The organism is Rothia sp. HMSC061C12 (assembly GCF_001815755.1).
Taxonomy (GTDB): Bacteria; Actinomycetota; Actinomycetes; order Actinomycetales; family Micrococcaceae; genus Rothia; species Rothia mucilaginosa.
On the sequence record NZ_KV821842.1, the window covers coordinates 26,089 to 39,040 of the forward strand.

Sequence of the window (12,952 nt, forward strand, 5' to 3'; positions counted from 1 at the left end):
CACGTCGTGTGCGCATATAGTTCAAGGGCGGTTCCCCACGATGGGGAACCGCCCTTGAACTATCTATAAGCCTAAATCTAGGGTTTAGCTTTAGCCATGCCGTAGCTGCGCGCTCTTAGAGGGAGCGAGCAACCTCATCGTGGCTGAAGCGTGCACCGCGCGGGTATGCGGGAGCCTCGCCGTGGCCGATGTTGACGATCAGGAAGGGGATCTCTGCGTTATCCGCGAAGAATTCCTTTTTGATGCCGGCGAAGTCTGCGCCGGTCATGGGGCCAGCGTCCAGGCCGAGGGCGCGGATTGCGGTAATGAAGTAGCCTGCCTGCAGGTGAGCGCTCAGCTCAGCGGCGGGGGTGGCAAGCTCCTCGGGGGTGTAGAAGCTCTTGATGAAGCCGGCAGCGTTGGGGTTGAAGGTGTCGGCGTGCTCTACCCAGTTCGCGTCTGCGGAGAGGATTGCGGTCACCGGTGCTGCCTGGGTCTTAGCCTTGTTGCCGTCTGCCAGGTGTGCGACGAGGCGCTCGCGTGCCTCGGGGCTCTTGACCCAGGTGATGCGCAGGGGCTGGTTGTTGAAGGCGGTGGGGCCGTAGAAGGTCAGTTCCTGGATGCGGCGCAGCTGCTCGTCGGTGACGGGTTCCTCGGTGAAGGAGGAGACGGTGCGCGGCTCGTGGAAGAGGCTGATGAGCTGTTCTTCGTTCAGGCGGGTCATGGTGAGGCTCCTTTGGGTTGTTCCCTCAGTCGATTACTTTACAGGTAAAACATTACATGTCCTGCAGAGACACTGTCAAGCACATCTTCCTCCCCCAACCCCCAACAATTCAAGAGGCGCACACCATAAACCCCGCCATAATAGATACATGACCGACGCACTCTCCCACTTCTCCGCCCCCGTACGCGACTGGTTCCGCGCCACCTTCAGCGCACCCACCGCCGCCCAAGAAGGCGCCTGGGAGAGCATCCGCAACGGCAACAACACCCTCATCATCGCCCCCACCGGCTCCGGCAAAACCCTCGCCGCCTTCCTCTGGGCACTCGACGCCCTACACCGCGAACACGAAGCCGGCACCGCAGGCGGCACGCGCATCCTCTACATCTCACCCCTCAAAGCACTCGGCGCCGACGTCGAACGCAACCTGCGCGCACCGCTGACCGGAATCACGCGCCTGAGCGAAAACAACACGGGCGAACCGAACATCAGCGTGGGCGTGCGCAGCGGCGACACCCCCGCACGCGAACGCCGCCAACTCATCAGCAACCCGCCCGACATTCTCATCACCACCCCCGAATCCCTCTACCTCATGCTCACCAGCGCCGCCCGCAACACCCTCGCGGGCGTCACCACCGTGATCGTGGACGAGATCCACAACCTCGCCGCCACCAAACGCGGCGCACACCTGGCGGTCTCCCTCGAACGCCTCGACGCACTCCTCGAAAAGCCCGCACAGCGCATTGGGCTCTCCGCAACCGTCGAAAACCCGGAGGCGGTCGCCCGGTTCCTCGGCGGCATTCAGCCGGTAACCATCATGAGCCGTCCAGTCGTCAAAGAATGGGACCTGCGCCTGAGCGTGCCCGTACCCGATATGGCGGCACTCGGAGGCGCCAACGACTACGGGCAAGGACTCCACGCCCCCTCAGAATATGCACCCTCGGAGGCGCCAGGCGGCGGGACTACCCACTCCGCTTCTGCTGGCTCGCCGCAGGGCGTGGCACAACCTACCTCTAGTGCCGTAGACATCTCGGCGAGCGCGCCCTACACGCTGGAAGATGCCATTGGCGTATTCCCCGGGCAGGCAAACCCAGCGCAGGAACCCGCGCAAGAAACTGGGCAGGCAAACCCGTCGCGACAGGGCGATACCGCTGCGCCCAAAAATACGCTCACCATCTCGGAAGAGGCATTGCATGAGGGGGCACTGCACGAAAAGACGCTGCGAGACACCCCCGGTAGCGAGCGCCCCGAGACCTCCATCTGGCCGCGTGTGCAGGAGCGCATCGTCGACCATATTGAGAACAACCGTTCTACGATTGTTTTCGTTAATTCGCGTGGACTAGCAGAAAAGCTCACCGCGGCACTCAACGATATTCACCTGCGCCGCGTCCTCGCACAGCAGGGAATCGACCCCGAAGACTACGCGACAGGCATCGGCGACATCGCCGAGGTGCCGCCGCTCGCCCGCGCGCACCACGGCTCCGTGTCCAAGGAACAGCGCACCCTCATCGAGGAGGCGCTCAAGGGCGGAACCCTGCGCTGCGTGGTCGCCACCAGCTCCCTGGAGCTGGGCATCGATATGGGTCACGTGGACCTCGTAATCCAGGTGGCGGCGCCTCCATCGGTTGCCTCCGCACTGCAGCGCGTGGGCCGCGCCGGACACCGCGTGGGCGAAATTTCGCGCGGATTCTTCTACCCCAAGCACCGCGGCGACCTGCTCGGCGCAACCGTCACCCTCGCCGGAATGCGCAGCGGAACCCTCGAGCCACTTGCCATCCCCACCAACCCCCTGGACGTACTCGCGCAGCAGACCGTCGCCGCCTGCGCGTTGGGCCCCATCAGCGTGGACTCCTGGTACGAGGCGCTACGCCGCAGCGCACCCTACGCCGAACTGCCGCGCGCCCTCTTCGACTCCGTACTCGAAATGCTCGCCGGACGCTACCCCTCCGATGAATTCGCTGAATTGCGCCCGCGCATCATCTGGGATCGCACCCCTACCGAGGAAGCCCCCTCCGGCAGTATTGAGGGCCGCCCGGGTGCGCAACGCCTCGCCGTCACCAGCGGCGGCACGATTCCCGACCGCGGGCTCTTCCCCGTCTACCTGGTCAGCGGCGATGAGGAGCGCGGCCCCAAGCGTGTGGGTGAGCTCGACGAGGAAATGGTGTACGAATCCCGTGCCGGCGAGGTCATCACCCTCGGCGCGAGCAGTTGGCGCATTGAAGAAATTACGCACGACGCGGTGCGGGTCTCCCCCGCACCCGGTCAGCCCGCGCGCCTGCCTTTCTGGCACGGCGACCGCATGGGCCGCCCCTACGCCCTGGGCGTGCAGACGGGTGCGTTCACGCGCGCCCTCTCCAGCCTGGGCGCCACCGATAGCGCCGCCGCCCGCCTGCAGCTCGAACAGCTCGGATTGGACACCTGGGCGGTCGATAACCTGCTCGCCTACCTGCGTGAGCAGCGCGAATCCACCGGGGCGGTCCCCTCCGACACCCGCATGATTGTGGAGCGGCACCGCGACGAACTGGGCGATTGGCGCGTGGTCCTGCACTCGCCGCTCGGCTACGGGGTGCACGCGCCCTGGGCGCTGGCAGTGCGCGCCCGCATTGAGGAGCGGTATGGGGTGGACGCTTCCGTCATGGCGAGTGATGACGGCTTGATTCTGCGTCTGCCCGCTATGGAGGATGTGCCGCCCGGCGCTGATCTGTTCCTTTTCGACCCGGACGAGCTGGAGGCGATTGTCACCGAACGCGTAGGCGATTCGGCGCTTTTTGCGTCTCGGTTCCGTGAGAATGCGGCGCGTGCCCTGCTGTTGCCGCGCCGTGATCCGGGTAAGCGCACCCCGCTGTGGCAGCAGCGTCAGCGTGCGGCGCAGCTGTTGGATGTGGCGCGTAAGTACCCTGATTTTCCGGTGCTTTTGGAGACGGCGCGCGAGTGTCTGCAGGATGTGTACGATGTTCCGGCGCTGGTTCAGGTGCACCGTTCGTTGCAGTCTCGGGCGGTGTCCATGCTGGAGGTTGAGACGAACGACCCTTCGCCTTTTGCGCGCACTCTGCTCTTTGAGTACGTTGCCGAGCACCTCTACGACGGCGATGCGCCCGCCGCCGAACGCCGCGCCGCCGCGCTGTCGCTGGACCCGGCACTGCTGGCTGAGTTGCTGGGTTCGAGTGGTCTGCGTGACCTGTTGGATCCGGCGGTTCTGGTGCAGACTCAGCAGCGTCTGCAGCGCACGGGTGAGCGTTACCGCGCCTGCGGTGTAGAGGGCGTGGCGGATCTGTTGCGCCAGTTGGGTCCGTTGAGCGCGCGGGAGTTGAGTCTGCGTTTGCGTGCCGACAGCCCACGGGCTGAATCTGCGACACACGGTTCTCAGGATTTCGGCGAGTCCGAAGACTCTGAAAACTACGGCGAGGAGCATGGCGAGGAGTACGGCGCGCACGCCAGCACGGATCAGGCGCGCGCCCTGGCGGAAGAGCTGGTGCGCTCGCGCCGCGCGTTCTCGTTCATGGGAGCTGCCGACATGGGAGCTACCGACGATTCCGCCGAGCCGCAGCTGTACTATGCGGTGGTTGAGGATGCTGCGCGTCTGCGCGATGGGCTGGGCATTATGCCCGCCGCGGCGCTTCCTGTAGCCCTTCTGGAGCCGGTCGCGGAGCCTTTGGAGGATCTGGTTTCTCGCTATGCGCGCACCCATATTCCCTTCACTGCGCAGCAGGCGGCGGAGCATTTTTCGCGCCTGACCCCGGTGGGTGTGGGCGTGCTGACTCCGGTGTTGCAGCGTCTTCAGCAGCAGCGCCGCCTAAGCTCCGGCGAGTTCCTGCCCGAGGTGCTGCGCACTCCCGGGTCTGCCGGTGTCGAGTGGGTGGATGCGCAGGTTTTGCGCACGATTCGTGCCCGCTCTCTGGCGGCGTTGCGTGAGGAAATTGAGCCGGTATCGGCGCAGGTCTATGGTGTATTCCTACCCTCATGGCAGAACGTTCGTTCTTTATCCGTGCGGGTTGCGCAGACCCTGCCGGAGGCGAGCGCCTACGGCGCGTTCATGCCCTCCCGCCGCACCGCCACGGTAATGGGCGAGAGGGTGGCGCCTCTCGGCCCGGCGGCGCTCAACCCGGCGGTACCCAACCCGTTAGCTGAGCACGGCACAGAACATACGGGACAAGATTCCGCCTCCTCCACGGAGGATCTGCTCACCGCCATCGACCAGCTGGCGGGTGTGCGCGTACCGGCTTCCGCGCTGGAGACGCTGATCCTCCCGGCGCGTGTGCCCGGCTACCAGCCGCACATGCTGGACGAGCTGATGGCAAGCGGCAGGGTGTTCTTCACCGGCGCCGGTCAGCTCGGCGGCGGTAGCGCGCAGAAGTCTGACGGCTGGATTCGCCTGCATTTGAGCGAGAGTTCCTCGCTGACTCTGGGTGAGCTGACCATGGGCGAGGACTACCCGGAGCAGCTGTTACGCGCGGAGAACCCCGAGCTTTGGGAGGCGCTGCAGGCTCCGGGCACGCTCGAGCACGCCATCTATGAGGCGCTGGCTCATGGCGGCCTGTTCGTGCCGGCGCTACGTGAGCGGGTGGCGCAACTGATGAGCGCTGCGGCACCTGCCGGTCAGGTGGTGACTTTCCCGGATGCGGCGGAGGTTTCGGCAGCGCTGTGGCGCCTGGTGTGGGCTGGTGCGGTGACGAACGATAGTTTCGCGCCGGTTCGGGCGATGCTTGCGGGCGTCCGCAGTGCGCATCCGACTCCGGCAGCCCCTGCGCGTCTGTCGCGGGTGGGTCGCCGTGGTGCGGGCCGTATTGCGGCGGCACGCGCCTCCATGGGTAACGGCTTGGCGGGCGGATACGGCGCTGCCACCGGGCGCGGTCTGCGTTCCCTGCGCGGCGGGTTCCATGGCGCCGCTCCCGCCGTTGCCCCGCAGGATAGCGGTCGCTTCTCACGCGTGGACACACTGCTGCAGGAGCCGGTGGAGGCGACGGTTACGGCGCTCGCACGCGCCGACCTGCTGCTGGACCGCTACGGTGTACTGACTCGCGGGTGCCTGCAGGTGGAGGATTCTGCCGGCGGGTTCTCGCAGCTGTACCGGATTTATTCGGCGGCTGAGGATCGTGCGCTGGTGCGTCGCGGCTACTTTATTGAGGGTTTGGGCGCGGCGCAGTTTGCCGCCCCCGCGACGGTGGACCTGCTGCGTTCTACCGCCGATAGCCTCAGTGTTCCCGCAAGTCCACAGGGTTTTGGCGCGACACAGGGTTTTGGTGCGAGTGCCTACACCCCGCAGCGTACCGATACGGAGCGGGTGTACGGCACGTTCACAGTGACCCTGTTGGCGGCGACCGACCCCGCGAACCCGTACGGTGCGGCGCTGAGCTGGTCCGCGATTCCCTCCTTTGCGCACGAGGGCGAGGGCACCGTAAAGCACCGCCCGGCACGCAAGGCGGGCGCCTGCGTGGTGCTGGTGGACGGCGCACCGGTGCTCTATGTGGAGCGTGGCGCGAAGACCCTGTTGGCTTTCACCACCGACCCGGTACTTCTGGAGGCGGCGGCCCCCGCCCTGGCGCGCCTGGTGTCCGCCGGCGGTGCGGAGAAGATTTCGGTGGAGAAGGTCAACGATGTGGAGCTTTTGGGCACCCACACGGTGAGCACATCCACATTGGGCGCATCCGGCGGCGAGGTTGTAGAGCATCCGGTGGAGGCGCTGCGTGCGGCACTGCAGGCGCAGGGGTTCTACGCGACGGTTCGTGGCCTGTCGCTACGCCGCTCCATTTAGCCCGAGCCTCAAGCTTAGCCTCAGAGTAAAACTATTTTCTTCAATCTCAACTTGAGCATCATAATGCCCCGCACCCCCACGGAAGGGGGTACGGGGCATTATGTTTCCCTACTCACGAACCGGGTGGTGTTCCCGGAGTCCACCACGTCGCAAGCGGCGTAGCGGAGGAATAACCGCCCGGATGTCCACGTCATCTTTGCCGTGGAGCACATAACCAAACATCGGAGCGGGAAGTCCTGTGTAGACCTGTCACCTCTTGAGGCGGCTAGTAGCCGCCAGTGAGGGTGTCCACGGCACCCAGGCACAGGTCGATGGCTTCTTCGAGCCCGAGCCCGCGGGAGCGAACGGTGCGCTGATCGCGGGGGTTGAGTTGCACGACGTGCATGGCGAAGTAGTCGACGAGCTGCAACCAGCCTCCGAGGATGACGCGGGTGCGGTCATTAATCGGCATGCCGGTGCGTTCAAGCATCCATTCGAGGTAGTCGGTGGGGTTGTTCGGGAAGTCCTCCCCACCGGGGGTGGGGACACCGGCTACGACGAGGAAATAGGTGCGCAACTCCCTGCGGAGTGCTTCCTCGGGATTTTCGTGGTGCTCGCCGAGAGCCTCAAGGACTGCGTTGGCTTCGCGTCGGGTGACAGCTGCCGCCAGGGAGTCCTTGCCGGGGAAGTAGTGGTAGAGCAGGGCGCGGGTAATGCCTGCATCGCGGGCGATAGCGCTCATGGAGGCACCGAGCACGCCGCGGCGAGCGAAATGTTCTGCAGCGATTTTCAGAATTTGCTCTTCGCGTTCGTGCGGCTCCATGCGCAGGGCACCGGTGCGAGGCTCCGCATTCTTTTGTGAATGTTCCATAACCTCTCCTCTCGCATTTTCCGGTGCTTTGGAATTGTCCGATTGCACCGCTGTAATTGGGGGTGTTCCTTTAACCTCTGCATCCTTGCGCTGTTTCTGTCCCATTTCGACCCCTTCGTTCGAAATATCGAACTTCTGTGTCTTAATCGTACCGCTTTAAGGCGGTTTCCAGCCTTTATTAAGGTGTTTATGACGTAGGATGCCCAGGTTATCAGGTCTTTAATTGCTTTACATCTTTTATACTTAGAAAAACCACAGGGGCTAAATTGAGGGTTATTGATTTATGATTTGACAGCATTTTCGAAAATACCGCACTCAATCGATAGTTTTTGTAAAATTAATGCACTTTTTTTAAATTAAATGTCCAATAATTTCAAAAATTTGTGAAGTTTTCGTTTTCTGTTCCACGTATTCACACAAACATTCATGAGTGTCAGACAAAACTGTCTTCTGCAACCCCACACCAAGCCCACGGTAATATTTCCACCCGCATGCTGCTCAGTCTGGCGCACCCGGGTCGCCGCCGAATCAGTCCCTCCCAAAAGGTAGAGTAGAGCCATGCCCGCACAGAACACCGCACGCACGCAGCCTATCGCACGCCCCGATACACAGCAGGGAATACAGCCCGCCTATCAGGCTAAGCCTGCACGCCGCACGCATCGCCGCCTGCTGGCCCCTCCGCTGGCTCAGAAGAACGGTATCGACCCAATTCAGCTGATCCTGCCGCGCGTGGAGGAGCTCCCCGCCGAGCTCACCCCGAGCAACACCACCCCGAACAATACGGCTCCGGCAACCATTGCGGATTACCTGATTGCGCGCTTCTACCCGAACGACCCGCAGATTATTCACGCCCGCTTTAATACCGGTGAGGTGCGTCTGGACGACGGCACGATCCTGACCCGCGATAGCCCCTATATGCCGGGTGAGCGCATCTGGTACTTCCGTGAGCTTGCCGATGAGCCGCAGCTACCCTCAGACATGCCGGTGCTCTACGAGGATGAGCACGTGCTGGCGATTGATAAGCCGCATTTTCTGCCGACCACCCCGCGCGGTTCCTATATTGCGCAGACCGCGCTGACCAAGCTGCGGGTGCGTGAGCAGAACCCGCTACTGATTCCGATTCACCGCCTGGACCGCCCGACCGCGGGTGTGCTGCTTTTTGCCAAGACCGTTGAGGCACGCCGCCCCTTCCAGATGATGTTTCAGCACCGTCAGGTGTCAAAGACCTACCGTGCCGTGGCGCCGGTTCCCGCCGATGCTACCGCCGCCGAGCAGGCGTTGAGTGCGGAGGGGCTGCAGGTGCGTTCGCATATTCAGAAGATTCGTGATCAGCTGCAGGTTCAGCAGCTTTCTGAGCAAGAGTGCGCGGCGCAGGGTGTGGAGCCGAATACGCTGACGACCGTGAAGATTCTGCGGACTTTCACTCCGAGTGCGCAGGCGGTTGAGGGGTGGCGCGCGGAACCGAATAGAGAATGGGCGCTCTATGATTTGGCGCCTCACACCGGCAAAACGCACCAGCTGCGGGCGCATCTGAATATGCTCAGCTCCCCCATTCTGGGCGATGTGCTCTACCCGCAGGTGCTACCCGACGCGCCAGACCGCCCGGAGTACCCGCTGCAGTTGCTGGCGTACAGTCTGCATTTTGAGCATCCCATCACCGGCGAGCGAGTGGATCTGTACAGCGGGCGTTCGCTGACTGCCGCCTCCTAACCGGTTTTTGAGTGGCGTTCACTCCGTTCCCTGCGGTGCATCTTCTCGGCGGTCTCTCGAAAAGGAATCACACCCGAGAGCCCGCCCACAGCATCCGGGCGCTCAGAGGGCAAAAAGTGGGATAATTCAGACGTAATACTTCACCGCAACTACAGAGGGTCCATGAATTCCCAGCCGTCTTCCCACAACGCGCAGTCTCTGGAGTCGATTAGCGAGTACGCCGAGCGCACCTCCTCGCACGCCGCTGCCGCAGCCGACAGCGTCACCGACACCTTCGTGCACCGCATCCTCGGTGTTCCCGGCGCCCTCATCGGCTCGGTTCAGGTTCCCGATCCTCGCCCGCTGAGCCAGCGTCTGAGCGCGTGGCACTACTGGTGGCAGGCGCACCTGCTGGACTGTGTGATTGATGCCGGCCAGCGTCACCTGCGCGAGGGCGATATTACTGCCGCACAGGAGGAGCTGCACCGCGCCCGCGCGCTGTTGCGCGGCATTAACGTGCGCAACTACGGCCGCTTCGCGAACGACTACTTTGACGATATGGCGTGGCTGACCCTCGCGGTGGGCCGCATGAATTCCTTCTGCATCGAGCTGACCGGCGCTAATGATGTTGCCGCCCAGGATGCTGGCGTGGCCCTCTTCGAGCAGTTGGCGAAGGGTTTCTCCCCGGTGGGTGGCATGAGTTGGCGCAAGTCCAAGCGTGATTTTGTGAATGCTGCGGCAACCGCGCCGACCGCGCTGGCGTATGCGCGTGCGGGCGACCCGAAGACTGCTGCAGCGCTCATGGATTGGATGAACGAAACCCTCTGGGATGCAGAACGTTCGCTCTATATTGACGGCGTGAACGTGCGCGGCGACGAGTACGAGTACGAGCGCAGCGAATTCACCTACAACCAGGGAACCGCCCTGGGCGCCCTGCTGAGCCTCGCAGCTTCCGGTGTGCCCTGCGAGGTGGACCCCGCTGAACGCGCCGAGCGCCTCATCGTCGGCATCGTCAAGCACATGACCGAAGAGGTGGAGTTCCTCTCCGGTGCTCGCCGCCGCATCCTCATCTCTCACGGCGACGGCGACGGCGGCCTGTTCACCGGCATTCTCGTGCGCTACCTGGGCATGGCGGCGTCCTCGCCGCTGCTCAGTGATGAGGCGCGAGCGCTCGCCTCGACCCTGGTGTACTCGACCGCCCGCGCCCTGTGGGAGGGTCGCCGCGAGTTTGACCCCGACCTGCCGATGAATGAGTACGGCATTGACCCGAATGAGATTCGCGGTAAGGCGCTCGTGCAGTTCTCCCCGCGGTTCACCGAGCCGATGAGCAAGGTTGTGAAGCCCGGCGCGCCGGTGGAGCTGTCCGCTCAGGTGCAGGCGTGGACTATTTTTGAGACGGCGGCGCGTCTGGCGCATGCCCGTGACCTCGCCTCCCACGGCTTCTAAAGCACGGCTTTTATATTCCCAGCCCTAATCTTCTCCGTTCAGTGCAGAAGGTTAGGGCCTGTGCAGAAGGTTAGGGCTGGATTCATTGCAGGGGTGTGCGCACAGGCGTACGGTGAATTTTATGCTTGCTTCAGAATCACAACAGGTCACTGCCAGCCCGAACGCTAACACCATTTTCATGGTGTGGAAGTTCAAGGACGGCGTCTCCCAGGACGCGCTCATTGAGGGGTTCCAGAACCTCTGCGGGCTCGTCATTAACCTCAACCACACCGCCGCGAACCGCTACTCACCCGAGAACGCCAGCATTGTGCTGGGTATCAGCCACAGCGCGTGGCTGACCCTGGATTTGCCCAAGCCACTGCCTCAGGAGCTCGTGGAGTTCGAGGAGATTAGGGGCCATAAGCACACCGCGGTGTCCACTCCCGGCGATCTGCACTTCCATATCCGCGCGACTCAGCCGTCCGTCGCCTACGATATGGCGTCCGCTATTACCGCGGCACTGCGCGATATTGCTGAGGTACTGGATGAGGTGCACGGCTTCCGCTACTGGGACGGCCGCTCCATCATCGGTTTTGTCGACGGCACCGAAAACCCGCAGACCCCCGCGGCACGCGAATACTTCGGCATCATCGGTGACAGCGACCCCATGTACAGGGGCGGCAGCTACCAGTTCGTGCAGAAGTACATCCACGACATGACCGCGTGGAACGCCCTGCCCGTTGCCGAGCAGGAGAAGGTCATCGGCCGCTCCAAGCACGACGACATCGAGATGAGCGAGGACGAGAAGCCCGCCAACTCGCACTCCGCTATCGCCAATATCGGTGACGACTTCAAGGTTATTCGCGACAACATGCCCTTCGGCACCGTGGGTAACAACGAGCTGGGCACCTACTTCATCTGCTACGCCAGCACCTTCTCGACCGTTCAGAAGATGCTCATGAATATGTTCACCGGCGTGGACGGCGCCAGCTACGACCGTCTGCTGGATTTCAGCACCGCGGTTACCGGTACCCTCTTCTTCGTGCCGACCGTGGATATGCTCGGCGACTTCGCCGGCTAAGGCGAGCTAAACCCAGCTGCCCTCAGCTAAATTCTCGTGAACCCCGCCTCCGGCAAAGGAGGCGGGGTTTTCCGGTAGGCTAGGGTGTAGACATTCAGACGGAAAGCAAACAATCGAGAGAAGAATGAGCGTTCTAGATAACTCTTTCCCCACCGAGGACTTTGGCTTCACCATCACCAGCCGCCTGGCGGACACCGCATCCCCCAGCGCTGAACGTGTAGAAGCCAACGGCGGACAGTTCCGCGGACGCACCGGTGTCATCACCACCCCGCACGGACAGATCCAGACCCCCGCCTTCACCCCCGTGGGCACCAAGGCAACCGTCAAGGCGGTCCTGCCCGAATCCATGAAGGAGCTCGGCGCTCAGGCTCTGCTCTCCAACGCCTACCACCTGTACCTGCAGCCCGGCCCCGAAATCCTCGACGCGGCAGGCGGCCTGGGCGCATTCATGAACTGGGACGGACCCACCTTCACCGACTCCGGCGGATTCCAGGTCATGAGCCTGGGCTCCGGCTTCAAGAAGGTTATCGATATGGGTACCGTCGCGGACGCTAAGGGCGCCGACGGCCGCCCCCTCGGCGACGACGACGTGGCGAAGGGCAAGGAACGCCTCGCCCACATTGACGACGACGGCGTGAACTTCAAGTCGCATATTGACGGCTCGATTCACCGCTTCACTCCCGAGGTGTCCATGCAGGTTCAGCACCAGATTGGTGCCGACGTCATGTTCGCCTTCGACGAGCTGACCACCCTCTACAACTCCCGCGGCTACCAGGAGGAGGCGCTCGAACGCACCCGTCTGTGGGCGCTGCGCTGCATCGCTGAGCACCAGCGCCTGACCACTGAACGCGTGGGCAAGCCCTACCAGGCACTGTTTGGCGTCATTCAGGGTGCACAGTACGAGGACCTGCGCCGCAAGGCATGCCAGGACCTCGGTTCTATGCCCTTCGACGGCTTCGGCATCGGTGGTGCGCTCGAGAAGGAAAACCTCGGCACCATCGTGCGCTGGTGCGCCGAAGAGCTACCCGAATCCAAGCCCCGCCACCTGCTCGGAATCTCCGAACCCGACGACATCTTCGTCGGCATAGAAAACGGTGTAGACACCTTCGACTGCGTCTCCCCCACCCGCGTGGCACGCAACGCCGCCGTCTACTCCCCCACCGGCCGCTACAACATCACCAACGCGCGCTTCAAGGCGGACTTCTCGCCCATCTACGAGGGCTGCGACTGCTACACCTGCACCCACTACACCCGCGCCTACCTGCGTCACCTCTTCAAGGCGGACGAGCGTCTGGCGGCGACCCTCGCCTCCATCCACAATGAGCGCTTCATCGTGCGCATGGTGGACGACGCCCGCGAAGCCATCAAGGACGGCACCTACTTCGAGTACCGCGACGAGTTCCTCGGCAACTACTACTCCGGCAAGAAGCCCTAAACCCGCTCTTCAACCCGTTT

General features: G+C 63.2%; 7 protein-coding genes. 5 read left to right on the forward strand and 2 right to left on the reverse strand.

Features of this window, described 5'->3' with window-relative positions; translation table 11 throughout:
- Positions 1 to 115 precede the first annotated feature (115 nt).
- Complete coding sequence (locus HMPREF3055_RS01260; RefSeq protein WP_070737448.1) at positions 116 to 703, reverse strand: malonic semialdehyde reductase; 588 nt, start codon at positions 701 to 703, stop codon at positions 116 to 118.
- A gap of 148 nt (positions 704 to 851) precedes the next feature.
- On the opposite strand from HMPREF3055_RS01260, the gene HMPREF3055_RS01265 reads away from it, so the two are divergent.
- Positions 852 to 6,452, forward strand: coding sequence for a DEAD/DEAH box helicase (locus HMPREF3055_RS01265; RefSeq protein ID WP_070737461.1), 5,601 nt, complete (start codon positions 852 to 854; stop codon positions 6,450 to 6,452).
- A gap of 265 nt (positions 6,453 to 6,717) precedes the next feature.
- Here HMPREF3055_RS01265 and HMPREF3055_RS01270 read toward each other — a convergent pair whose 3' ends face one another.
- Positions 6,718 to 7,302 carry a TetR/AcrR family transcriptional regulator gene (locus HMPREF3055_RS01270; protein ID WP_049354486.1) on the reverse strand — a complete coding sequence of 195 codons (585 nt, stop codon included), beginning with the start codon at positions 7,300 to 7,302 and terminating at the stop codon, positions 6,718 to 6,720.
- Between the two features lie 558 nt (positions 7,303 to 7,860).
- On the opposite strand from HMPREF3055_RS01270, the gene HMPREF3055_RS01275 reads away from it, so the two are divergent.
- The 4 genes from HMPREF3055_RS01275 to tgt all read left to right on the forward strand — a co-directional run bounded on the left by HMPREF3055_RS01275 (position 7,861) and on the right by tgt (position 12,932).
- Complete coding sequence (locus tag HMPREF3055_RS01275; RefSeq protein ID WP_070737464.1) at positions 7,861 to 9,012, forward strand: pseudouridine synthase; 1,152 nt, start codon at positions 7,861 to 7,863, stop codon at positions 9,010 to 9,012.
- 162 nt (positions 9,013 to 9,174) lie between these two features.
- A complete protein-coding gene (locus tag HMPREF3055_RS01280) occupies positions 9,175 to 10,437 on the forward strand; it encodes a glycoside hydrolase family 76 protein (RefSeq protein WP_070737466.1) in 1,263 nt (420 codons plus the stop codon).
- A 121-nt stretch (positions 10,438 to 10,558) separates the two neighbouring features.
- Positions 10,559 to 11,497, forward strand: coding sequence for a Dyp-type peroxidase (locus HMPREF3055_RS01285; protein ID WP_070737467.1), 939 nt, complete (start codon positions 10,559 to 10,561; stop codon positions 11,495 to 11,497).
- A gap of 124 nt (positions 11,498 to 11,621) precedes the next feature.
- The gene (gene tgt / locus HMPREF3055_RS01290) at positions 11,622 to 12,932 is read left to right on the forward strand and encodes a tRNA guanosine(34) transglycosylase Tgt (protein WP_070541876.1); all 1,311 of its coding nucleotides are present in this window, start codon (positions 11,622 to 11,624) and stop codon (positions 12,930 to 12,932) included.
- Positions 12,933 to 12,952: the final 20 nt, after the last annotated feature.